At 42.1% G+C, this 23,117-nt stretch carries 20 protein-coding genes; 17 read left to right on the top strand and 3 right to left on the bottom strand.

The features are described 5' to 3' along the window. Positions 1–15 precede the first annotated feature (15 nt). The 5 genes from IGJ01_RS09810 (at position 16) to recO (ending at position 4,868) form a co-directional block, all read left to right on the top strand. Positions 16–2,217 carry an HD family phosphohydrolase gene (locus tag IGJ01_RS09810; protein WP_008378271.1) on the top strand — a complete coding sequence of 734 codons (2,202 nt, stop codon included), beginning with the start codon at positions 16–18 and terminating at the stop codon, positions 2,215–2,217. Then, on the top strand, positions 2,217–2,693 hold the full coding sequence (gene ybeY / locus IGJ01_RS09805; RefSeq protein ID WP_430601016.1) for an rRNA maturation RNase YbeY: 477 nt from the start codon (positions 2,217–2,219) through the stop codon (positions 2,691–2,693). The genes IGJ01_RS09810 and ybeY overlap by 1 nt, the downstream gene beginning before the upstream one ends. Next, a complete protein-coding gene (locus IGJ01_RS09800; RefSeq protein ID WP_016612211.1) occupies positions 2,677–3,066 on the top strand; it encodes a diacylglycerol kinase family protein in 390 nt (129 codons plus the stop codon). The genes ybeY and IGJ01_RS09800 overlap by 17 nt, the downstream gene beginning before the upstream one ends. Positions 3,067–3,101: 35 nt before the next feature. Next, on the top strand, positions 3,102–4,001 hold the full coding sequence (era, locus tag IGJ01_RS09795) for a GTPase Era (RefSeq protein ID WP_008378264.1): 900 nt from the start codon (positions 3,102–3,104) through the stop codon (positions 3,999–4,001). A gap of 93 nt (positions 4,002–4,094) precedes the next feature. Further along, complete coding sequence (recO, locus tag IGJ01_RS09790) at positions 4,095–4,868, top strand: DNA repair protein RecO (RefSeq protein WP_430601015.1); 774 nt, start codon at positions 4,095–4,097, stop codon at positions 4,866–4,868. Here the strand turns inward: recO and IGJ01_RS09785 are convergent. After that, positions 4,862–5,668 carry an AraC family transcriptional regulator gene (locus tag IGJ01_RS09785; RefSeq protein ID WP_430601014.1) on the bottom strand — a complete coding sequence of 269 codons (807 nt, stop codon included), beginning with the start codon at positions 5,666–5,668 and terminating at the stop codon, positions 4,862–4,864. The two genes, recO and IGJ01_RS09785, sit on opposite strands and share 7 nt — an antisense overlap. A gap of 121 nt (positions 5,669–5,789) precedes the next feature. Between IGJ01_RS09785 and IGJ01_RS09780 the strand changes: the two genes are divergently transcribed. The 5 genes from IGJ01_RS09780 to glyS all read left to right on the top strand — a co-directional run bounded on the left by IGJ01_RS09780 (position 5,790) and on the right by glyS (position 13,098). Further along, complete coding sequence (locus tag IGJ01_RS09780; RefSeq protein ID WP_430601013.1) at positions 5,790–7,802, top strand: beta-galactosidase; 2,013 nt, start codon at positions 5,790–5,792, stop codon at positions 7,800–7,802. Continuing rightward, positions 7,802–9,559, top strand: coding sequence for a glycoside hydrolase family 35 protein (locus tag IGJ01_RS09775; protein ID WP_008378257.1), 1,758 nt, complete (start codon positions 7,802–7,804; stop codon positions 9,557–9,559). Before IGJ01_RS09780 ends, IGJ01_RS09775 begins: the two co-directional genes overlap by 1 nt. Positions 9,560–9,857: 298 nt before the next feature. Then, a complete protein-coding gene (locus tag IGJ01_RS09770; protein ID WP_008378255.1) occupies positions 9,858–10,097 on the top strand; it encodes a hypothetical protein in 240 nt (79 codons plus the stop codon). 15 nt (positions 10,098–10,112) lie between these two features. Continuing rightward, a complete protein-coding gene (gene glyQ / locus IGJ01_RS09765) occupies positions 10,113–11,024 on the top strand; it encodes a glycine--tRNA ligase subunit alpha (protein WP_005225852.1) in 912 nt (303 codons plus the stop codon). Between the two features lies 1 nt (position 11,025). Beyond that, entirely contained in the window at positions 11,026–13,098 is a 2,073-nt protein-coding gene (glyS, locus tag IGJ01_RS09760) for a glycine--tRNA ligase subunit beta (protein ID WP_430601012.1), read from the top strand. Positions 13,099–13,428: 330 nt separating this feature from the next. Here the strand turns inward: glyS and rlmD are convergent, their stop codons facing one another. Continuing rightward, positions 13,429–14,805, bottom strand: coding sequence for a 23S rRNA (uracil(1939)-C(5))-methyltransferase RlmD (rlmD, locus tag IGJ01_RS09755; RefSeq protein WP_008378249.1), 1,377 nt, complete (start codon positions 14,803–14,805; stop codon positions 13,429–13,431). Between the two features lie 114 nt (positions 14,806–14,919). Between rlmD and recX the strand changes: the two genes are divergently transcribed. The 4 genes from recX to IGJ01_RS09735 all read left to right on the top strand — a co-directional run bounded on the left by recX (position 14,920) and on the right by IGJ01_RS09735 (position 18,609). Then, entirely contained in the window at positions 14,920–15,714 is a 795-nt protein-coding gene (gene recX, locus IGJ01_RS09750; protein WP_430601011.1) for a recombination regulator RecX, read from the top strand. Continuing rightward, positions 15,707–16,858, top strand: coding sequence for an A/G-specific adenine glycosylase (gene mutY / locus IGJ01_RS09745; RefSeq protein WP_016610228.1), 1,152 nt, complete (start codon positions 15,707–15,709; stop codon positions 16,856–16,858). Before recX ends, mutY begins: the two co-directional genes overlap by 8 nt. A gap of 93 nt (positions 16,859–16,951) precedes the next feature. Next, complete coding sequence (gene ntdP, locus IGJ01_RS09740) at positions 16,952–17,485, top strand: nucleoside tri-diphosphate phosphatase (RefSeq protein ID WP_005225863.1); 534 nt, start codon at positions 16,952–16,954, stop codon at positions 17,483–17,485. Between the two features lie 161 nt (positions 17,486–17,646). Beyond that, a complete protein-coding gene (locus IGJ01_RS09735; protein WP_016612206.1) occupies positions 17,647–18,609 on the top strand; it encodes an N-acetylmuramoyl-L-alanine amidase in 963 nt (320 codons plus the stop codon). A gap of 57 nt (positions 18,610–18,666) precedes the next feature. On the opposite strand, the gene IGJ01_RS09730 is transcribed toward IGJ01_RS09735, so the two are convergent. Next, positions 18,667–19,110 (bottom strand): GNAT family N-acetyltransferase, encoded by a 444-nt coding sequence (locus IGJ01_RS09730; protein ID WP_005235519.1) that lies wholly within the window; start codon positions 19,108–19,110, stop codon positions 18,667–18,669. Positions 19,111–19,252: 142 nt separating this feature from the next. On the opposite strand from IGJ01_RS09730, the gene IGJ01_RS09725 reads away from it, so the two are divergent. From IGJ01_RS09725 to IGJ01_RS09715, 3 genes are all read left to right on the top strand, one after another. Further along, positions 19,253–20,368, top strand: coding sequence for an AI-2E family transporter (locus tag IGJ01_RS09725; RefSeq protein WP_008378242.1), 1,116 nt, complete (start codon positions 19,253–19,255; stop codon positions 20,366–20,368). Between the two features lie 112 nt (positions 20,369–20,480). Beyond that, complete coding sequence (locus IGJ01_RS09720) at positions 20,481–21,857, top strand: hemolysin family protein (RefSeq protein WP_005235523.1); 1,377 nt, start codon at positions 20,481–20,483, stop codon at positions 21,855–21,857. A 238-nt stretch (positions 21,858–22,095) separates the two neighbouring features. Next, positions 22,096–23,112, top strand: coding sequence for a lipoate--protein ligase (locus IGJ01_RS09715; protein ID WP_005235525.1), 1,017 nt, complete (start codon positions 22,096–22,098; stop codon positions 23,110–23,112). The last annotated feature ends 5 nt before the right edge of the window (positions 23,113–23,117 follow it).

Here is a 23,117-nt window from a genome sequence, read left to right as displayed (position 1 = left end):
TTCAGGAGGAGAACTATGATCATTCAACCACTACGGAAACTTAGAGAAAGACTCGGGAAGTTTTATTTACCAGTTTTGATGTTTCTCTTCTTTCTTTTTTCGATTGGTATCATGTACACCAGTGTCAAACAGAATAATGTCGATTATAGTGAAGGCCAGGTGGCGGAAGAAAACATTCGTGCCAATAAAACGATCGAAAACACTACTGCAACGGAACAAAAACGCAAATTGGCAGCAGAAGCGGTTCCGCCAGAGTACACCTATCAGGATACTCTAGCGCAGACACAGCACGATCGCATCGACCACCTTTTTGACTTAGTTGATTCAGTCAAAAAATCAACGGATGAGGCACATGCAAAAGAAGTTGCTGAGGCGGATGAGGATGAAAATATCCCTAAACCGAGTACGGATGAATACATCGCAGCCTTAAAAAAAGAGTTTGAAAAAATGAGTGATGATGAACTTGATTTCTATCAGTCATTGACGAATAATTTTTTGTCGACATTGTTTTCATTAAGTACCGATGAATTGAATACGGTACGAACCTATGCGTTGCAGCTAGTAGACGAGCAAATGGCCAAACAGATCCGTCAAACAGAACTCAGTACTTTCCGCTCAGAGGCGGAAGACAAGATCCAATTTCTAGATGTTACTTCGGATATGGCGTCCGTTTTACGCTTCATTGTCAATCAAGGAATCGTCGTCAATGATATTCCCAATGAAAAGCGGACGGAAGAAGCGAGACAAACCGCCATGGATGCTGTTCCACCGGTAATGATCTATCAAGGGGAGATCATTGTTCGTGAAGGATCACAGATCGATGCCAACGCATTGGAAAAGCTGCAGCTTTTAGGAATGACCAATCAGACCTTCTCAGTTTTTCCATTAATCGCCTTAGTTTTAGCGACCTGCTTACAAATGCTCATGCTGTTTTATTATACAAGACAGACAAAAGATGTTGAAAAGCGAATGAACGCCGTCACTTTTTATATTTTGGCGATGGCATTCAGTATCTTGATCATGAAATTTTTCCAACTGTTCCAATCAGAATTAGTGACCTTTATCCCGCTCTTTTTCCCAGCAGCCTTTACACCGCTGATTCTAAGCATTTTCTCCAGCAGACGTTTAGGGATATTAGCCGCGATTTTCCAAGTGGTCAGTGCACTCTTCATTTACTTTGATTCCAGTGGGACCAACTTGTTGACGACTGTTTTAGTGACCTATCTCTTCTCTGGGTTGATGGGAACGATGATCAAACGAGCACGTATCGCCAGTCAAGGGAAAATCGCAGTCATGTGGGTGATCGTTTTCCCATTACTCTTAAGCATCATGTTGGTCATTTTCCAAGGAATGGATTTGGCCCGCGGCAATACGTGGACAACACTCGTCTGTGGATTGGCCGGCTCGCTTCTTAGCTATTTGCTGACGATGGGGCTGCATCCATATATCGAATTATTGGTAACGGATGAAAGTATGATCGTGTTGAATGAATTGAGTAACCCGAACCACCCGTTATTGAAGCAGTTGCTGGAAGAAGCACCAGGGACCTATCATCACAGTATGATGGTTGCTAATCTTAGCGCCAATGCCGTCGCCGAGATCGGTGGGCAAAGCTTACTGACCCGCGTGGCTTGTTATTACCATGATATTGGCAAAGTCAAACATGCCAATTTCTTCGTAGAAAATTTACCTGCTGGTGCCGAAAACCCGCATAATTTTTTGCTGCCGGAAGACAGCAAACAAATCATCTTCGGTCACGTGATCGACGGAGCGGAAATTCTCGAAGAAGCCAAAATGCCGCGGATGGTGATCGATATTTGCCGTCAACACCATGGCACAACTCTGATGCGTTATTTCTATGTAAAAGCTCAAGAGCGTAATCCCGAGGTGACGGAAGAAGATTTCCGTTATCCTGGGCCAAAACCGCAGACACGAGAAGCGGGTGTCGTGAGTATCGCTGACAGTTGTGAAGCAGCTGTTCGAGCGATGGAAAATCCGACCAATCAAAAAATTCAAGAATTTGTTGCGAATCTCATCAATGATCGGATCTTAGACGGTCAATTGGATGAAACGGGACTAACGTTGAAAGAAATCCGGATGATTGAAAAATCACTGGTCAACGGACTATGCAGTACCTTCCATTCACGGATCAAATACCCAAAAATGAAATCGGAAGCAGAGAAAATGAAAGAAGAACAAGAAAGAAGAGAGCGCTAATGGAGATTACCTTTTTAGATGAGACAAATTCAGTGGGGGAAACGAAGATCAAAGAGATCGAAGGACTTCTGCAATTTGCTGCAGGACATTTAGACCTTCCAGAGGATACGGAAATGTCCGTCACGTTTATGGACAATGCAGCCATCCAAGAAATCAATCGGGAGTATCGCGGCAAAGATATGCCGACAGATGTCATCAGTTTTGCCTTCGAAGAAGAAACGGCGGAGGAGATGCCGATTATTTTTGACGAAGTCCTTGAAGAGCTGCCGCGTGATCTAGGAGACATTATGATCTCCATTGAACGGGCAAAGGAACAAGCTGCTGAATATGGGCATACCTATGATCGGGAACTTGGTTTCTTGGCGCTGCATGGTTTCTTGCATATCAACGGCTATGATCATATGACACCAGAAGATGAAAAGGAAATGTTTGGATTGCAAAAGGAAATACTGGATGCCTATGGACTCAAAAGATAAGAATATTGGGAAAAATAAACAGTTTATCTCGTCAATCGAATTTGCTTTCACCGGTATAAAAACCGTCTTTAAAGAGGAACGTAATATGCGTAAACATGTTGGGTTAGGCATCGTTGCGATCATTGCAGGCTTTATTTTCCGATTGAATCAAATGGAATGGCTTTGGCTGCTGTTAGCCGTTTTCTTGGTCTGGATCGTGGAGATCATCAATACAGTCTTTGAGAATGTCGTTGACATGTTTACGGACTTTCATTTCCATCCAATCGGGAAAAAAATCAAAGATATGGCAGCTGGTGCTGTGCTGATGACCGCAGTTTTTGCATTAGTGGTCGCAGCGATCATCTTCTTGCCAAAATTACTGCAGCTCTTCTGATACGCACTAAAACCACAAGATAAAGGGGAACAACAATGACAACACACAAATCAGGCTTCGTTGCGATCGTCGGACGGCCAAATGTTGGGAAATCCACACTACTAAATCGAGTTGTAGGACAAAAAATCGCTATCATGAGTGACAAGGCGCAAACGACTCGTAATAAAATCCAAGGGGTCTATACGACAGATGACGCACAGCTCATCTTTATCGATACACCAGGGATCCATAAACCCAAACACCGTCTAGGCGATTTTATGGTGGAAACCGCCTATAGCGCACTTCGTGAAGTTGACGTGACACTATTTATGATCAGTGCCGATCAAAAGCGCGGCAAGGGTGATGATTTTATCATCGAACGGTTGCGTCAAAGCCAGACGCCGGTTTTCCTAGTGATCAATAAAATTGATAAAGTCCATCCGGATGCTTTATTGGCAATCATTGAAGATTACTCCTCACAAATGGACTTTGCCGAGATCGTACCGATTTCTGCAACGGAAGGCAATAATTTCGAAACGCTAATGAAACTATTGGTCGATGAAATGCCTGAAGGTCCTCAGTATTTCCCAGAAGATCAAATCACTGACCATCCGGAATACTTTATCGTTTCCGAGTTGGTACGGGAAAAAGTCTTGCTGCTGACCAGAGATGAAGTGCCTCACTCGGTAGCGGTCGTCGTTGACTCCATGAAACGAGATCATAATGATAAGGTGCATATTCAAGCGACGATCATTGTCGAACGTGACAGCCAAAAAGGCATTATCATCGGTAAAGGCGGTAAAATGCTGAAGCAGATCGGGACGAAAGCCCGTCTAGATATTGAACACTTACTAGATGACAAAGTCTTCTTGGAATTATGGGTGAAAGTTCAAAAAGATTGGCGCGACAAGCAAACCTTCTTAACGGATTACGGCTATCGTAAAGATGAGTATTAAGGAAAGGCAGATCCATCACGGTCTGCTTTAAAGAGGAAAAACTGATGCAGTTAGCGAACTGGATCATTTTTTTTCAAGAAATGAGGTGCGACGATGAATCTTGTTGAAACAAAAGGAATTTTGCTTTTTTCAAAGGACCATAAAGAAAAAGACAAGCTAGTCAAAATCTTTACGGAATCTGCCGGGAAGCAAATGTTTTATGTCAAGGGTGCTCATCGGAAAAATAATCCCTTGGCACCAGCGTTGCTCTCTTATACTGAAGCCACCTACATGGGAACCATCAAAACGGAAGGCTTGTCCTTTTTAAACAATGCCAAAGACATCCATCCTTTTCGTACGATCCAAAGTGATATTTTTATTGCTGGTTATGCGACCTACTTGTTGAATTTGGCTGATTCTGCTATCGATGATCGGGTCTATGACCCACATCTATACCAATTTTTACATGAGGCATTGCACTTAATGGATCAAGGGAACGACGCAGAGATCATCACCAATATCTTTGAGATCCAGATTTTGCATCGTTTCGGGATCACCCCGAATTGGACCCATTGTGCCATCTGCGGAAAAACCGACGGTCGGTTTGACTATTCCTCAAAGTTTAGCGGTATTTTATGCGAACAACACTGGGGGATGGACGAACGTCGCTATCATGCGGATTCTCGTGCGATCCATTTTATTCGCTTATTTTCGCAAATATCCTACGAGCAGATTGCTTCGATCAAATTAAAGCCAGAAACGAAAGCAGCGATTCGACAAGTGATCGATCTATTGTATGATGAATATGTGGGCATTCATTTAAAAAGTAAGAAGTTTATCGATCAGATGGGGCAATGGCAAGACGTCTTAAAACCGAAAAATCAATGATAGAGTTGGCGAAACTTCAATGGAGTTAAGCCGACTCTTTTTTTGAATAATGCGGTAAAGTGACTCGCATCCTGAAACCCTACAGCAAAAGCGGCTTGCTGAATGGGCAGATCCGGCTGTGCCACCAAAAGCTCTTTGGCACGGGTCATGCGATAGTTTAATAAGTATTGGGCGGTGGATTGTCCTAAAAAACGCTGGAACAACCGAGAGAGATATTGAGGCGAAACATAGACTAAACCAGCCAAGTTTTTGATCGTGATCGCCTGATCATAATTGGTTTCGATTTCTTGTATAACAGGGACCAGATATTGTTGAAACAAGGGGTGTTTTTCGGTTGGATTCCCAGAGCGCTCTTGCATGATCGCCAGCAAAAAACGATAACACTCACTAGAAGCCCGTAACGGATCCCAGCTTATTTTTTGGTCTTCTTTAATGCGTTGTTTGATCCAAGTCATATAGGAAAAAGTTTTAGACTCTTCAACTAAAAGATAAGGTTGACTTGTAAATTGTTTTAATATCTCAGCTGCCAAAGGTCCTTGAAAGGTAGCGAAGGAGGTTTTCCAATCTGATAAGGGATAGTAGCGATGAGGAGTGAAAGGGAAAATCAAGATGCCTTCACTGGGACGTAAAATAAAGGATTCTTGACCAAAGGTGACGCGACCTTCTCCTTGTTCTGTCTGCAGCCAATGAAAGTAAGGGTAGCCATCGGGACGAACAACGTCATCTTGTGGCCAATCGTTTCCGATACTTTCAAGCGACAAAGGCAACTGCTGGTTTGTTTGATAAAAATAAATAGGCATGTTCAACCTCCATGTTTCGAAAAGTTATAAAATAGTGTTTCATGTATTATACTACAACAAAATGAAAAGCCTTACAATAAGAGAGTAGAAATCATTTTATTTTAAAGGAGCGTTCACTTATATGACAAAATTTTTTGATCGAATTCTATTCGGCGGCGATTATAATCCAAATCAGTGGCCGAAAGAGATTTGGGAAGAAGACATTCGGATCTTTAAAAAAGCAAGTATCAATAGCGCGACCGTCAATGTTTTTTCATGGGCAAAGATCCAACCCTCTGAAAATTGTTATGATTTTGAGGAATTGGATCAAATCATCGAAAAATTAAGTACGGAAGGCTTCGACATCGTCTTAGCCACTTCCACAGCCGCTTTGCCAGCTTGGATGTTTAAGAAGTATCCGGAAGTCGCTCGCACCGATTATGATGGACGCCATCATAAGTTTGGGCAACGGCATAATGCCTGTCCCAATAGTTTGGTTTATCAAAAATACGCAGAACGTCTGGCAACGAAATTAGCCGAACGTTACGGCGAAAATCCACAAGTGACTTGTTGGCACATCAATAATGAATACGGCGGCGAATGTTATTGCGACAACTGTGAAAAAGCGTTTCGTGTTTGGCTAAAGGATAAATATCAAACGATCGAAGCACTGAATAAAGCCTGGAATATGGAATTTTGGGGTCATACTGTATATGAATGGGATGAAATCGTTCTGCCAAATGCGCTGTCAGAAGGAATCGGCTATGACAAGACGGCATTTGCAGGAATTTCTATTGACTACCGACGCTTCAACTCGGATAGCCTTTTAAAAAACTATATGATGGAGCGGGACGCTATTCGGAAAATCGATCCCACGACACCGATTACAACGAATTTGATGGGAACCTTTAAAGGACTGGATTATTTCAAGTGGGCGAAGGAAATGGACCTTATTTCGTGGGATAATTATCCAGCGTATAATACGCCATGGAGTTTAGTAGCCATGACACATGATCTAATGCGCGGCTTGAAACAACAGCCCTTTATGCTGATGGAACAAACACCCTCTCAACAAAACTGGCAACCCTATAACTCATTAAAAAAACCGGGACAAATGCGGGCGCAAAGCTACCAAACGATCGCTCATGGGGCGGACACGATCCAATATTTCCAATTGCGACGTTCCATCGGTGCTTGTGAGAAATTCCATGGAGCTGTTATCGAACATGTCGGTCATGAAGACACGCGAGTTTTCCGAGAAACGGCAGCTCTTGGTGCTGAATTAGCGCAGCTTTCAGACATTATTGGGACGCAAACTCAAGCACAGGTTGCCGTGATTTTCGATTGGGACAATTATTGGGCATTAGAATATACGAGTGGTCCGACCGTTGATCTGAAGTATGTAGAACAGATCCATCGCTACTATCGTTATTTTCATGAACAAAATATTGCCGTCGACTTGGTTCCCGTGGATGCTGACTTATCAAAATACAAATTAGTCGCAGCACCTGTTCTCTACATGATCAAAGAAGGAATGCAAGAGCGGCTCACTGATTTCGTCAAACAAGGTGGTTCTTTACTTACCACGTATATGAGCGGTATCGTTGATCAATCTGACAACGTTCACTTAGGGGGCTATCCTGGGCCATTGCGGGAGTTAGCTGGCATCTGGGTGGAAGAAATCGATGCATTAGCCCCAGAACAATCAAACGGCGTTTCCTTAGTCAATGAAGAACTGACAGGAACCAGTAATTTAGTCAGCGATTTGATCCATTTAGAAACCGCCGAAGCGCTAGCGCATTACACAAGCAATTTCTATGCAGGAATGCCGGCAGTGACGAAAAATATGTTTGGCGATGGCACCGTCTATTACTTTGGTGGACAGTTGGAAGATCAGCTGCAAGATCAGCTTTTCAAAACGATTGTCGAAGAAAACGATATCACCCCAGTGATCGAGGAAGCAACAAAACTAGAAGTTGCCTGTCGTGAAAATGCAGAGGCGAAATTCTTCGTTATCATCAATTTCCACGAAGAAGCACAACCGTTGCCAGCAATGTTTGTTGGAAAGACGGATCTTCTGACGGGTGAGGTTCTTTCTTCAGAAACGAAACTGGCACAGTACACCACCTATATCGTCAAAGAGGAGCGTAACTGATGCGAACTTTTGCTATTGAAGATGACTTTTATTTAGACAACAAGCCGTTTAAAGTGATCTCTGGAGCGATCCACTATTTTCGTGTCGTTCCTGAATATTGGCAAGATCGTTTAGAGAAGCTGCGCTTGATGGGCTGTAATACAGTGGAAACCTATGTTCCTTGGAATCTCCATGAAGCACAAGAAGGTGTCTATCAGTTTGAGGGGATCCTTGATTTGCGGCGATTTATCCAAACGGCACAAGAAGTAGGGCTTTATGTGATTTTGCGACCAGCACCTTATATTTGTGCGGAGTGGGAATTTGGTGGGTTGCCTTATTGGCTATTGCAAGATCCTATGATGAAGCTTCGGTTTGATTATCCACCATTTATGGAAAAAATCACTCGTTATTTCGCCCATTTGTTTCCACAAGTGCGGGATCTGCAGATCACCCAAGGCGGTCCGATTTTAATGATGCAAGTAGAAAATGAATACGGCAGCTACGCCAATGATAAAGAGTATTTGCGGAAAATGGTGGCTGCGATGCGGCAACAGGGTGTAGAAACGCCGTTAGTGACCTCTGACGGACCTTGGCACGATATGTTAGAAAACGGCAGTATCAAAGACTTGGCATTGCCAACGATCAACTGCGGCTCCAACATCAAGGAAAACTTTGAAAAACTTCGAAGATTTCACGGAGAAAAACGGCCACTGATGGTCATGGAATTTTGGATCGGCTGGTTTGATGCTTGGGGTGATGACCATCATCATACAACATCAACGGCTGATGCAGTAAAGGAACTTCAGGATTGCTTGGCAGAAGGTTCTGTCAATATTTATATGTTCCATGGCGGGACCAATTTTGGCTTTATGAACGGGTCAAACTATTACGAGCGTTTAGCGCCGGATGTCACTAGCTATGATTATGATGCCTTGTTGACAGAATGGGGAGAACCTACTGCCAAATACCAAGCCTTCAAAAAAGTGATCGCTGACTATGCGGAAATTCCTGAGTTTCCCTTGAGTATGAAACTTGAGCGAAAAGCTTATGGAACATTCTCAGTGAAAGAACGAGTCTCCTTGTTTTCGACGATCGACACGATCAGTCAACCGATCATAAGGAATTACCCTTTATCGATGGAAGCCTGCAATCAAGCGACAGGTTATATCTATTATCGCTCACTGATTGGGCCTGCTCGGAAGATTGCCGACTACCGTCTGATCAATACGATGGATCGTGCCCATACGTTTATCAACCAGGAACTTTTGCGCATCGATTACGATCGAGAAATCGGTCAATCCTATAGTTTCGATCTATCAGAATCAGAAAACGAGTTGGGGATCTTGGTGGAGAATATGGGGCGGGTCAATTATTCCGTTAAAATGAACCATCAGCACAAAGGCATTAAAGACGGTGTGATCATTAATGGCGCATTCCAAAGCAACTGGGAAATCTATCCCTTGCCGATGGATAATTTGCATGCCATTGATTTCCAAGGGAAATGGCAAAAAGGCCAACCAAGTTTCTCACGCTTTGAATGTGTTTTTGATGAATGTGCAGATACCTTTATCGAATTGCCGGGCTGGGGCAAAGGGTTTGTCCAAGTCAATGGTCATATGATCGGCCGTTTCTGGGAAAAAGGACCGCAGCAGCGCTTGTACGTCCCGGCGCCGTTTTTAAAAACTGGAATGAATGAGATCATTGTTTTTGAAAGTGATGGGAAAATCGCTGATGAGATCGTCTTTCATGATCAGGCGGATTTAGGTCCAGAAGGATAAAAGTTCAAATTAATCATTGACAAACCCTAGCTTCAACTACTATCATAAGGGTAATCGAATCCGTGCTATGACCGGAAGAAAGAAAGAAGACCATTCCATGAAGCGAACTTGGGAGAGTGAAAGCCAAGTTGGAACCTTATTTCGCAGGCGTCCGTGAGCATGATCAATGAAGCTGCCGACTTGTCGGAAGTAGGGTGGAACCGCGAATGTATCGTCCCTATATCTATACACTTTGTATAGATATAGGGACTTTTTTATGTTTCACACTAAGAATAGCCAAAAATAAAGGAGGGTTTTTATGTTATTTGATATGACGATTCCAGCAAGTGCGTTTACCGAAAAAAAGCTCAAAGTATTAGCAAGTATTCCACTGCAGGTTCGCCTTTTAAAGGATGAACAGCTTTTACATGAATTTACAACGAGTCCAGACCAAATGCTTTACGACTTATCTGATATTTTAGAAGCAGATGCCGTGGTCGAAGTGAAATTGATCCCCGGATCAGTTGTCGAGTTTTATCCTGTCGTCAATGCGTTATAAGAAAGGAAGAAAAAGATGAGTAAACTAACTGTGCAAGAGATGATTTTGACTTTGCAAAAATTCTGGTCTGAAAACGGCTGTATGCTGATGCAGGCCTATGATACAGAAAAAGGGGCTGGAACCATGAGCCCATACACATTTTTACGTGCAATCGGTCCAGAACCATGGAACGCCGCTTACGTAGAACCTTCTCGCCGTCCAGCTGATGGCCGCTACGGGGAAAACCCAAATCGTTTGTATCAGCACCACCAGTTCCAAGTCGTGATGAAGCCCTCTCCTGAAAATATCCAAGAGCTTTATTTAGAAAGCTTGCGTCTTTTAGGGATCGATCCATTAGAACATGATATTCGTTTCGTCGAAGATAACTGGGAAAACCCCTCAATGGGTTGTGCAGGTCTTGGTTGGGAAGTTTGGTTAGATGGGATGGAGATCACCCAGTTTACTTACTTCCAACAAGTTGGTGGCTTAGCGTGTAAGCCAGTGACATCAGAGATCACTTACGGCTTAGAACGTCTAGCATCTTATATTCAAGAAGTTGAAAGTGTCTACGATCTTGAATGGTCTGCAGGTGTCAAATATGGTGAGATTTTCCGCCAACCTGAGTATGAACATTCAAAATACTCCTTTGAAGTCAGTGACCAAGACTTGCTTTTAGGGAACTTCGATCGTTTTGAAAAAGAAGCAAAACGCTGTATCGATGAACGCTTAGTTCATCCAGCTTACGACTATATCTTAAAATGCAGCCATACCTTCAACCTGTTGGATGCTCGTGGCGCAGTCTCCGTCACTGAACGTGCTGGGTACCTCGCACGTATCCGTAATATGGCCCGTCAAGTAGCAAAACTATTTGTAGCAGAACGGGAAAACCTCGGTTATCCATTGCTTGATCCAGAAGTGGCGCAAAAACTGATTGAGGAGGGAAAATAAGATGGCACAAAACCTATTATTAGAAATCGGCTTAGAGGAATTACCTGCGCATGTCGTAACCCCAAGTATGAAACAATTACAAGAAAAAACGGCAGCTTTCTTAGATGCTCATGCATTACCTTATACAGCGATTGAAGCTTATTCGACACCTCGTCGTTTGGCAGTCTATGTCACTGGTCTTCCTGAAAAACAAGCCGATACACAAGAAGAGGTCAAAGGGCCAGCGAAAAAAATCGCCTTAGACGAAGCAGGCAATTGGTCGAAAGCAGCTCAAGGATTTGTTCGGGGGCAAGGCTTGACAACTGATGACATCACCTTCCGTGAATTAAAAGGTGTTGAGTATGTCTATGTAACGAAACATACCCAAGGTCAACCAACCGTTGAGGTATTGAAAGGATTGCAGGAAGTAATCACGAGTTTGACTTTCCCAGTAACGATGCACTGGGCAGACTACGATTTTGAATATATCCGACCAATTCATTGGATCGTCGCACTCTTTGGTGAGCAAGTCATTCCTTTCCAAATCCTTGATATTGTTACCGGACGCGAGTCAAAAGGTCATCGTTTCTTAGGTGAGGCAGTCACGTTTGATCATGCGGACGACTATTTGGAGAAAATGAAGCATCAGTTTGTCATTGCTGATCCTAGCGAACGTCAACAAATGATCACCGCACAAATCAATGCGATCGCTCAAGAAAACAACTGGCGGATCGATTTAGATGAAGACCTACTCGAAGAAGTGACAAATCTGGTTGAATACCCAACAGCTTTTGTAGGGGACTTTGAAGAAAAATATCTTTCTGTACCTGAAGAAGTGTTAGTTACTTCTATGAAAGAACATCAACGCTACTTCGATGTCCGCACCCTTGATGGAGAATTGCTGCCGCATTTCATCTCTGCCCGCAACGGGGATGCCGTGAAAATTGATAATGTCATCAAAGGAAACCAAAAAGTACTGACCGCCCGTCTAGAAGATGCTGAGTTTTTCTATAATGAGGACAAAAAATTGACCATCGACCATTGCGTGGAAAAGCTTAAGCAAGTCACCTTCCACGAAAAAATTGGTAGTTTGTATGAAAAAATGCAGCGTGTTGGATTAGCTGCACAAATCATCGGGAATACTGTTGGTTTAACACAAGAAGAACTGACTGATCTCCAACGGGCAGCTCAAATCTATAAATTTGATTTAGTGACAAATATGGTGGGAGAATTCCCTGAATTGCAAGGAATCATGGGGGAAAAGTATGCCTTGATACAAGGAGAAAAACCAACAGTTGCCCAAGCGATTCGTGAACACTACATGCCGATCTCAGCAGAAGGTGAACTGCCGCAATCGAAAATCGGGGCTGTTTTAGCCATTGCGGATAAATTGGACAGCTTGCTTGCGTTCTTCGCTGTCGATATGGTTCCAAGTGGTTCAAACGATCCTTACGCACTCCGCCGGCAAACGTACGGAATTATCCGCATCCTAGCTGAAAAACGCTGGTATTTCCCATTTGCTCAGTTACAAGAAGAGATTCGTGAAGCTATTAATGCCCAACCGGAAATTTTTGGTATTCAACTTGCCGCAGGTCAAGAACAAGTGACCGATTTTGTGAAAGGCCGTCTGCGTCAATTCTTACTCAGCAAAAATACGCGTCATGATGTCATTGAAGCTGTTTTAGGCGCACGCCAAGCAGATATCAGTACGCTATTTGAAACGGCTCAAATGTTAAGAGAACATTTGCAAGACACCGACTTCAAACCATCGATGGAAGCCTTGACCCGAGTAATCAATTTAGCGAAAAAAGCCGAATTGGAACAAGTAGCAATTGATCCTGCCTTGTTTGAAAACGACTCTGAAACTGCCTTGTATGAAGCGGTCTTAACAGTAGAGAACAAGTTCCCACATCAAACGATGGAAGAAAACTACCAAAGCTTAGTGGCACTGCGCCCATTGATCGAAGCTTATTTTGATCAAACAATGGTCATGGTGGAAGATGAACAGATTCGCCGCAACCGTTTTGCCTTGTTGGATAAAATCGCGAATATGAGTCTGGCAGTGGCTAGTTTAGATGCTTTGATTACAAAATAAAAAGCAGCTTGCAGTTGCACATTTCTGAATAAAAAAGCTGGAACTGAAAGAATCAGTTCTGGCTTTTTTTCTATGTTTCTCGATTTTTTTTGTACTTAGAATTGCTTTCTTGCAGTGTTAAATATTATATAATAAAAAACATTTTGACCCATTACTTTTCAAGGGATCGAACGATTCTTCGGCTTTAATGATTGGGGATTTGATGATGCTTATAATGATACAAAGATTCTCATCATACAGACCGATTCATTTTTCCATTGAAAATACGCTGAAACGATAGGTGCAATAAAATAGCCTGACAGATCACAAAATGATTTGTCAGGCGAATGTTTATTTGCGGGTCAATTTTACCACCACTTCGCAGCGTGCGGTTTGTGGAAACATATCTACTGATTGCAGATATTCTACGTGAAACACTTTGGCTAATTGGACTAAGTCTCTTGCTAAAGTGGAAACATTACAAGATATATAGACCATCTTCTTCGGTGGTTGTTTCAGCAAAGCTTGCAATAATCGTTCATCCAAGCCTGTCCTTGGCGGATCAACAATGATGCTATCAGGTTTGAAGCCTTCATTGAACCATTTTGGTAAGAGCTCCTCAGCAGTTCCCGTTTCATAATGGGTATTTTGGGCACCAATACGGTGGGCATTTTCTTGGGCATTTTCGATCGCTTGAGGAATAATGTCCATGCCGCGGACTTCTTTGGCATAAGGTGCCACACTCAACCCAATCGTCCCCACACCACAGTAAGCATCAACAACTGTTTCATTTTTGCTCAAGTCAAGGGCTTTTAACCCTTCTTGATACAAGACGCTGGTTTGCTGCGGATTCAGCTGGAAGAATGCGCGGGCGGACAAATCGAAGGTCAGTTCATTCAACCGTTCTTCGATTGCTTCTTTGCCCCAAAGATGAATCGTTTCCTCTCCCATGACGACGGACGTTTTTTTGTTTTGCACATTTTGCATGATGGAAACGACTTGCGGCAAGCGCTGATTGATCTCGCGAATCAGCGCATTTTTTTGCGGCAGTTTGACAGAATTGGTAATGAAAACAACTTGGACTTCGCCAGTGGCGATCCCGATGCGAACCATCAATGTTCGTAAAATCCCGCTATTTTTTCGTTCATCGTAAATCGGGATCTGGTATTTGTTCAACAATTGGACGATGCCGTTGATCACTTTTTGCGTATCTTGTTCTTGTACGAGGCAATCATCAATGGCGACTAAGCGATGAGACTCCATTTCGTATAAACCCGCTTCGATTCGTTTGGTTTGACTGTTGTAACGCAATTGAAATTGTGCTTTGTTGCGGTAATGCCAAGGAACATCCATGCCTAAAGTATCCCTTAGTTCAAACTGTTGGTAACCTTTTGGCTTAAATTTTTCAAGTGCTTGTTTCAATAGGTCTTTTTTGAAGTCTAATTGTTTGTCGTAGACTAAGTGCTGCAATTGGCAGCCGCCGCACCGGTCGTAAAACTTGCAGGGTGGTTGGATGCGATCGCTGCTTGGCTTGATGATTTTGGTCATCTTAGCTTCAGCAAAGCGGGGAGAGGCTTTGGTGACTTCGGCAATGACCTGTTCCCCCGGTAGAACACGGGGAACAAAGATGATCAGCTTTTTGTAATACCCGATGCCTTCTCCGTTGATCCCCAAGCGTTTGATCGTTAGTTGTAGTTTTTGTCCAAGCTGGACTTGTGTATTTGCCATGTGAACTCCTTAAATAAAATAGTCAGTTCATTTTACCACATTTTTTCAGCTTGATTAGAAGGAATTTCATCGTAGTTGTGGTAAAATAGAATGTACGTTCGCGAGGTGAAGAAGATGAATACAATTATTCGTATCAATAAAGGAAAAGGACCATTTTATGAAGTGGCGACATCAGAAGGTGAAACGCTGCGGGTCTCAGAAGATCTTTTGGTCCGTTTTCGGCTATTAAAAGGCAAGGAACTGAGTGAAGAAGAATTAAAAGAAATCAAAAAAAGTGCGGGGTTTGATTTAGGATTGCAGCAAGCCATGAACTATATCAGCTATCAGCTGCGTTCTGAAATGGAAGTCCGTACCTATTTGAAAGACAAAGAAATCGAAAAACAAGACCGAGACTTAGTCGTTAAACGTCTGAAAGAGTTGAATTTGATCGATGACAAAAACTACGGAGAAAGCTACATTCGCACCCAAGTCCGCATGAGTGATAAAGGACCCGTGGTCATCAGTCAGCAATTGAGAAAAAAAGGATTAAAAGATCCCGTGATTCAGGAAGTATTGCCTTTGTATACCGAGGAAATGCAGTTTGAAGTCGGGTATCATACGGCTGAAAAAGCGATGCGTCGTTTTCACAACAAAAGCCATAAAGAAATGATCCAAAAGATAAAAATGCATTTGATGCAAAAAGGTTTTCATCAAGGAGTCATTCAGATGATTTTGGATGAATTACCGATGGAAAAAGATGAGGACCAAGAAAATGAAGCGCTCCAAAGAGAAGGGGCCCGACTTATGCGGCGGCATCAGCGGTTACCATTGATGAAACGAAAAATGAAAATCAAGCAAGGCCTTTATCAAAAAGGGTTTGCCATCGATGATATACAACGATTCTTAGATGAGGAAGTAATGGATGAGTAAGCAATGGGAAACTTGGGATGAAGAAAAAATCAAGACGTTCCAAGAAACATTTTTAACTTGGTATCATAAAGAAAAACGCAATCTGCCTTGGCGGGCGACCAACGATCCGTATGCAATCTGGATCTCAGAGATCATGCTTCAACAAACACGAGTGGAAACAGTGATTGGCTATTTCTATCGTTTTATGGAACAATTCCCGACGATCCAAGACTTGGCGGCAGCCGAAGAACAAAAGCTTTTAAAGGTTTGGGAAGGTTTAGGTTATTACTCTCGTGCCCGTAACCTTAAGGCTGCTGCACAGCAAATCGTTGCCGAATTCGACGGAGAAATGCCCCAATCAATTGAAGAGATTCGCTCATTAAAAGGAATTGGTCCCTACACAGCTGGAGCCATTGGCAGTATTGCTTTTGGCTTGCCAGAACCGGCAATCGATGGAAATGTGATGCGGGTCGTCAGTCGGTTATTTTGTATCGAAGCAGATATTGCGAAAGCCAGCAGCCGAAGACCATTTGACGAGGCGATGAGAACAATCATTTCCCCCGATGAACCTGGTGAGTTTAATCAAGCCTTGATGGATCTTGGCTCACGAATCTGTACACCCACTACACCGAAATGTGAAGAGTGTCCCATCAGTCAGTATTGTCTTGCTTATGCGGAGAATCGACAAACAGACTTTCCAGTGAAATCGAAAAAAGCAAAGCCAAAAGATGTCTATTACATCGCAGGCGCCATCGAAGATCAAGGCTCGTTTTTACTCGTGCAGCGACCTGAAACAGGCTTATTAGCTTCTATGTGGCATTTTCCTTTGGTAGAAGTGACGAAAGAACAGTACGAGGCTCTGCAGCGAACATGGGCAAAAGAGGAGCAGCTGCAGTTGGATTTGATTGCCGAAGATGATGCGCTCGAAATTTTTCCTGATCTGCCTGTCGTTTGGCAAAAACGACATTTTGGCGAGATCACTCATATCTTTAGTCATTTGAAATGGCACGTCCTTTTATTTTACGGCAGAAAACGTGGAGAGCTCACGTTACAAGACAGCGAATGGGCAGCAAAAGAATCCTTTCAAAACTATGTTTTCCCAAAACCCCAGCAGAAATTGGTGGATCAATTAAAGAAATATCAGAAACTCGATAAAGATTTCTAGGCAAAGCTTTCTTTTATTGCTATAATATTAACGATGTCGGTGTAATGAACACCCAAACAAAACGCAAGTTTTCTTGCTGAGGGAAGGGTTGCTATGCGAGTTCCAAAAGAAGGAGAGTTTGTCAGCATTCAAAGCTACAAACATGACGGCAATTTGCATCGAACGTGGCGGGATACGATGGTCTTAAAGACCAGTGAATTCTCAGTGATAGGGGTCAACGATCATACATTAGTGACCGAATCAGATGGAAGACGCTGGGTTACCCGTGAACCAGCAATTGTATATTTTCATAAAAAATACTGGTTTAATGTTATTGCAATGATTCGAGAAAAGGGGGTTTCCTATTATTGTAATCTTGCTTCACCGTATTTACTTGATGAAGAGGCATTGAAATATATCGATTATGACCTTGATATCAAAGTATTTCCTGATGGCGAGAAACGTTTACTAGATGTGGATGAGTATGAATTGCACAGTAAGATTATGCAATATCCGCAAGACATTGATTTTATCTTAAAAGAAAATGTCAAAATTTTAGTAGATTGGATCAATAATGGCAAAGGACCCTTTTCGCAAGGGTATGTGGACATTTGGTATGATCGCTACAAGCAGTTGTCTCAAAAATAAGTAAAATGGGTCGAATCGCTCATTTTCCCTAAGAAACTTCAACCAAGTTGGTTGGAGTTTTTTTGTGTTTCTAATGGAATGCTTCAATCAGCAGGTTTTAAGTTCTGTTTAAGCTGACAGTCCCATGATAGAGAGACCAAGAAAATTAGTGGGGGAAGCACATGAAGAAAAAAGGGAAGCTTGTTATCGGGACCACCATGATTCTGCTTTTTGCAGCGGGGTTTGCTGTGTTGAGAAACGACCAATCCGCTCGTGAGGAGAGTCAAGAAAGTACTTCTCAAACTGAGCTTAACGCTCAAACTGAAGAGACCGCTCAGACTGCCAGTATGGTTCAAATTTATGTAGATCCCTCAGAATACGATGCAGCGATTGAAAGTGAGAACGATTATGTACCGATTTATCAGTCAACAAGTCAAGAGACAGTCATTGGGAAAATCCATCGGGGAAGTTGGGCAACCTTCATCAGTCAAACAGAAGACATGGTTGAAATTCAAACAGACGATGGGGTAACTGGTTATATTGAAAAACAATCAGCATCGATTCAAGAAGTCGCGCTTTCGGCAATCCCAAAAGATCTATCGAACTTCAAAGTCGTCCTTGATGCAGGTCACGGCGGCGAAGATTCTGGGGCACTGTCAACGGATCAAACGATCATGGAAAAAGACTTGACGCTAACAACGGTCCAAACGATCGGCGAAGTGTTGACAGAAGCAGGTATTCAAGTCAGTTATACACGCACTGAAGATCGTTATCTCTCACTGTCTGATATCACCGCTGCTTCGCTTTCAGAAGAACCGGATTTATTTATTAGCATTCATTACGATAATTCAGAAATACCAAACAGTAATCAAGGACTGACAACTTACTATTACTATACTGGGTCAAAAGAGATGGCAGAAACGATCACTGCCAATTTGAGTTCTTCGGTGGCATTGAGTTCCAACGGCACTCGTTTTGGTAACTATTATGTGTTGCGAGAACAATATCTTCCAGCAGTATTATTGGAGTTAGGCTATTTGAACAGTGACAATGATTTGGCAATGATTACAAGTGAAGGGTATGATCAAAGGGTGGCGCAAGCGTTGCTGACAGCGATTGAAGAGATCGTTGAAGCAGAGGAATAAAAAACGGCGACTACAAAACAGAGGAAGGATCTGTTTTGTGGTCGCTATTTTAAGGAATCACTTCTCGTTAAAGGTTTTGCTCATTTTGATATGGGGCATATCTGCGTCTAAAAAGACATCGCCTTCAGGCTGATAGCCTAACTTCAAGTAAAACTCTTTTGCGGTTATTTGTGCCCCTAAAGTGACTTTTTTGATTCCTTGTTTTTGAATGAAGGCTTCCGCACCTTCGATCAGTTGTCTGCCATAACCTGAACCTCGATGAGCAGCGGGGACCGCCATTCGCTGCAACTTCACTTCATGATCAGAGATAGGTAAGAAACGCAAGGTTGCGACTGCTTCATTATCGTCGTCATATAAGACAAAGTGGACTGCCAATGCTTCATTTTCATCTACTTCCAATGCTAATGGAACACCTTGCTCTTTCACGAATACTTGATTTCGTATTTTCAATGACGCCAAATAAATGTCACTCAGCGTATCTTTTGTTTGTGCAATATGCATAAAAAACTCACCTCAGCTAAGATTTCTCCGTTATTTTTAATAGTATACCACTTTTTTTACAAATTTTTTTTGTTTGCGGCTAAAGTCGCAAGCTTTTTTTTTCAAAATCATCTATAATGTTATAAAAAAGGGAGGGAATCTTTTGTTCGACAAATTCAAACAATCAAAACTGTTCTTTTGGTCATTGGAAGCATTGGTTTTAGTGACACTCGTGTTTGTGTTAAGTAAAGTCAATTTTCTATTTGCACCGATCGGCACGTTTTTTTCTACTTTATTTGCACCAGTATTGATTGCTGGCTTTCTGTATTACCTGCTAAATCCAATCGTCTTATTTTTGATGAAAACCACAAAAATAAAACGACTGTTTGCAGTCATATTGGTTCTGTTGTTATTAGTAGCAGCAATCATCTTGATTTTCGTCAGCGTTATTCCTAATCTAGTGAGTCAGATTACTTCATTGGCGGAAAATATTCCAACATTTGCCAAAAATATGGAAAGTTGGATCTCAAGAATCGCAGATGATCCATTTTTCAAACAAATCGATATCGCGCAGCAGTTAGAAAACCTAAATCTTTCTTATGGTTCTTTGCTGCAGCAGTTTCTTAGTGGGTTATCCACTAGCTTAGGATCGATCGTCAGTACGATTGCTTCCGCGACGATGATCATCGTTACAGTACCATTCATCCTTTTTTACATGTTGAAGGATGGAGAAAAGCTAGTTCCTAATCTGAAAACTGTCTTTCCAGAAAGAAGACGAGATCAGATTGTTGGGTTGCTAGGTGACTTAAACAAGACATTATCCAATTACATTAGTGGGCAAGCGATCGAATGTATTTTTGTCGCTACCTTCACGTTTATTGGTTACTGGATGATCGGCGTTAACTATGCCTTTCTTTTTGGGGTAATTGCAGGCGTCACAAACTTGATCCCTTATTTAGGCCCATATCTTGGTTTGATTCCGGCGGTGTTAGTGACGGTCTTTGATGAACCATTTCGCGCATTATTATGCTGTATCGTGGTTCTGGTCGTCCAACAATTAGACGGAAATGTTATTTACCCGAATGTAATCGGAAAATCATTGGCGATCCATCCGTTAACGATCATTTTGGTCTTATTAGTTGCTGGAAATCTAGCTGGCTTGCTGGGGATTTTCCTAGGTGTGCCATTTTATGCGATTTGCCGAACGATCGTCGTCTTTATTGTTCGCCTGATCAAAGACGACAAAATTAAGAAAAATCAGGAACGGTTGATCGAATAATCAATGACTGGTGTTTTTTATTGCAAAGAAAAAAACTTTGTGATAGGATTTTATCGTGGGCTAAGCCCACGATTTTTTTTAGAAAATGAAAAAATAAGGAGAGAATGCTATTATGAATGCTGACCCCGAGAGTCAGTCGCTTCTAGCGCAAATTTTATTATTGATCGTTTTGACATTGATCAACGCTTTTCTAGCGGCCTCTGAGATCGCAGTTGTCTCAGTTAACAAAAACCGTGTGGAGCAAAAAGCGGAAGAAGGAAATGTCAAATCACAAAAATTATTGAAAATCATTGATAATCCAACAAATTTCTTGTCAACGATCCAAGTTGGGATTACCTTGGTGAATATTTTATCTGGGGCATCTCTGGCAGATACCTTGTCGACCCGTTTGGCACCTTTATTAGGTGGAGGGACGGCGGCTAAAAGCTTAGCGAACATTATTGTTTTAGCGATCTTGACGTATGTGTCGATCGTTTTCGGTGAGTTGTATCCAAAACGGATCGCCATGAACAAATCAGAAGAAGTTGCCCAGTTCACTTCTGGTGTCATTCGAACGATCGGGATTATTGCAAAACCTTTCGTCTGGTTCTTATCTGCTTCGACAAGTTTATTGGCGCGCATCACTCCAATGGAATTTGACGATGAAGACACGAAGATGACCCGTGATGAAATGCGGTATATGTTGGAAACAGAAGGGGTCTTTGAAGAAGATGAATTAGAGATGCTGCAAGGGATCTTTTCATTAGACACGAAAGTCGCCCGGGAAGTCATGGTTCCTAGAACCTCAGCCTTTATGGTGGACATCAATGACTCAGTAGAAGAAATTTTGACTGAAATTTTAGCAGAAAATTATTCTCGTATTCCTGTATATAATGAAGATAAAGACAAAGTCGTAGGGATTCTACATACCAAAAATCTTTTGAAATGTGCGTACAAATACGGCTTTGATACGATGGACATCAAACAAATCCTGCAGGAACCATTGTTTGTGCCAGAAACGGTCTTTATCGATGATTTGCTTTATGAATTAAAGAAAACCCAAAACCAAATGGCGATTTTGCTTGATGAATATGGCGGCGTCGTTGGATTGGTTACACTAGAAGACTTGCTAGAAGAAATCGTCGGCGAGATCGATGATGAATCAGATGAAGTCGAAGAGCTTTATGAAAAAATCTCTGATAAAGAATATGTCATCCAAGGACGCATGTTGATCGATGATTTTAATGAAGCCTTCAACATGAGCTTGCATATGAGTGATGTGGATACGATGGCAGGATATTTGATCACTGCTTTAGGATTAATCCCCGATGAAGGAGAAAAACTATCCTTCGAAGTGGACAATGTGAAGCTGATCTCTGAAGAAATGGAAGGATCACGCGTCTTGAAGATCCGGGTGATTTTCCACGACCCGGAAGAAGGGGAAGTGGAACCAGAGGAAGAGCGGCGCTATTTCCGTAAAGATTTTGAGGAAGATGAGCCTCGCCGTTAAAGTTCCGTATAAATGAAATGAGAAAGACCAAGGCAGTTGCTTTGGTCTTTTTTGTTCGTTTTTTTACGTATTCCCCTTGATTTGTATGGAAGAAACGGTTACGATAAATTTATTGAATAATACAGTTTAAAAACAGATAAAAAAACACGTGTATCTTATCGTTAAGCAGTTTGATTGCAATTTTCCGTAAGAAAAGCGAGAATATCCATAGAAATATAATGAGAATGAGGGGCTTGAAATGAAATTTTACCGTATGCTTAGTGAAGATATCCGTTACAATTTGGCGACTGAAGAGTATTTGATGAATAACGTAGATGTTTCGGAGCCTTGTCTTCTGTTATACATACAAAAACCATGTGTTATAATCGGCAGAAATCAAAATGCGTATCAAGAGATTGATTTTGACTATCTAAGAAGCCGTAAGATCGTTTTGACTCGCAGAACGTCTGGTGGTGGAGCGGTTTATGACGATCTAGGCAATATGAGTTTTAGTTTTGTCACCAAAAAAGATGCCACGAGCTTTGGTGACTATCAAAGTGCAACACAACCTATCATGAAAGGCTTAGCGGCAATGGGAGCCAAGGATGTTGAAGTACATGGCCGTAATGATCTGTTCATTGATGGGAAAAAGTTTTCTGGCAATGCGATGTATACAAAAAAAGGCCGGACGTATTCCCATGGCACATTGATGTATGATGTGGATCTAGAAGAATTGACGAAAGTTCTACATGTTGCCCAAGAAAAAATTGCTTCTAAAGCAACGAAATCAGTTCGGAAAAGTGTGACGAATATCAAGCCCTTTTTGGCAGAGCAATACCAATCAATGGATACCAAGGAATTTCGAGATACACTGCTTTGCCGAATCTATGAAGTAGAATCGATTGATGAAATCAGTGAGCAAGAGATCGTCTTAACGGAAACCGATCGACAAGCGATCCAAACACTGTTTGAAGAACGATATGCCAATAATGAGTGGATTTTTAATGAAGCGCCTGCTTTCGAATGGCAAAAAAGAAAGCGGTTTGAGCAGGTTGGGATTGTTGAAGTCGATTTTACTGTCAACAAAGGCAAGATTGCAGCGATTCAAATTACCGGTGATTTTTTTGGACAAAAAGAGATCAGTGAACTTGAAGCGATGTTGCAAGGTATTGATTTTGAAAAAAGCACCATTAGCCGCTTGCTAGAGGGAATCGCCATCGATCAGTTTATCCATCAGATGACCGCTTCTGAATTTTTAGCATTGCTGTTTGATTAGGAGGA

This window comes from Enterococcus sp. AZ089, from assembly GCF_050547225.1.
Lineage (GTDB): Bacteria > Bacillota > Bacilli > Lactobacillales > Enterococcaceae > Enterococcus_D > Enterococcus_D entomosocium.
The sequence above is the reverse complement of the archived record's forward strand: the minus strand, read 5'-3'. Positions and strand labels throughout refer to the sequence as shown.

What these genes read in the sequence shown, in the direction of transcription:
- IGJ01_RS09775 (WP_008378257.1), top strand. Translation starts at nt 7,802, where the DNA reads ATGCGAACTTTTGCTATTGAAGATGACTTTTATTTAGACAACAAGCCG.
- glyQ (WP_005225852.1), top strand. Translation starts at nt 10,113, where the DNA reads ATGAGTAAACTAACTGTGCAAGAGATGATTTTGACTTTGCAAAAATTC.
- ntdP (WP_005225863.1), top strand. Translation starts at nt 16,952, where the DNA reads ATGCGAGTTCCAAAAGAAGGAGAGTTTGTCAGCATTCAAAGCTACAAA.
- recX (WP_430601011.1), top strand. Translation starts at nt 14,920, where the DNA reads ATGAATACAATTATTCGTATCAATAAAGGAAAAGGACCATTTTATGAA.
- IGJ01_RS09720 (WP_005235523.1), top strand. Translation starts at nt 20,481, where the DNA reads ATGAATGCTGACCCCGAGAGTCAGTCGCTTCTAGCGCAAATTTTATTA.
- rlmD (WP_008378249.1), bottom strand. Translation starts at nt 14,805, where the DNA reads ATGGCAAATACACAAGTCCAGCTTGGACAAAAACTACAACTAACGATC.
- glyS (WP_430601012.1), top strand. Translation starts at nt 11,026, where the DNA reads ATGGCACAAAACCTATTATTAGAAATCGGCTTAGAGGAATTACCTGCG.
- IGJ01_RS09715 (WP_005235525.1), top strand. Translation starts at nt 22,096, where the DNA reads ATGAAATTTTACCGTATGCTTAGTGAAGATATCCGTTACAATTTGGCG.
- mutY (WP_016610228.1), top strand. Translation starts at nt 15,707, where the DNA reads ATGAGTAAGCAATGGGAAACTTGGGATGAAGAAAAAATCAAGACGTTC.
- IGJ01_RS09780 (WP_430601013.1), top strand. Translation starts at nt 5,790, where the DNA reads ATGACAAAATTTTTTGATCGAATTCTATTCGGCGGCGATTATAATCCA.
- IGJ01_RS09800 (WP_016612211.1), top strand. Translation starts at nt 2,677, where the DNA reads ATGGACTCAAAAGATAAGAATATTGGGAAAAATAAACAGTTTATCTCG.
- era (WP_008378264.1), top strand. Translation starts at nt 3,102, where the DNA reads ATGACAACACACAAATCAGGCTTCGTTGCGATCGTCGGACGGCCAAAT.
- recO (WP_430601015.1), top strand. Translation starts at nt 4,095, where the DNA reads ATGAATCTTGTTGAAACAAAAGGAATTTTGCTTTTTTCAAAGGACCAT.
- ybeY (WP_430601016.1), top strand. Translation starts at nt 2,217, where the DNA reads ATGGAGATTACCTTTTTAGATGAGACAAATTCAGTGGGGGAAACGAAG.
- IGJ01_RS09810 (WP_008378271.1), top strand. Translation starts at nt 16, where the DNA reads ATGATCATTCAACCACTACGGAAACTTAGAGAAAGACTCGGGAAGTTT.
- IGJ01_RS09770 (WP_008378255.1), top strand. Translation starts at nt 9,858, where the DNA reads ATGTTATTTGATATGACGATTCCAGCAAGTGCGTTTACCGAAAAAAAG.
- IGJ01_RS09735 (WP_016612206.1), top strand. Translation starts at nt 17,647, where the DNA reads ATGAAGAAAAAAGGGAAGCTTGTTATCGGGACCACCATGATTCTGCTT.
- IGJ01_RS09785 (WP_430601014.1), bottom strand. Translation starts at nt 5,668, where the DNA reads ATGCCTATTTATTTTTATCAAACAAACCAGCAGTTGCCTTTGTCGCTT.
- IGJ01_RS09730 (WP_005235519.1), bottom strand. Translation starts at nt 19,110, where the DNA reads ATGCATATTGCACAAACAAAAGATACGCTGAGTGACATTTATTTGGCG.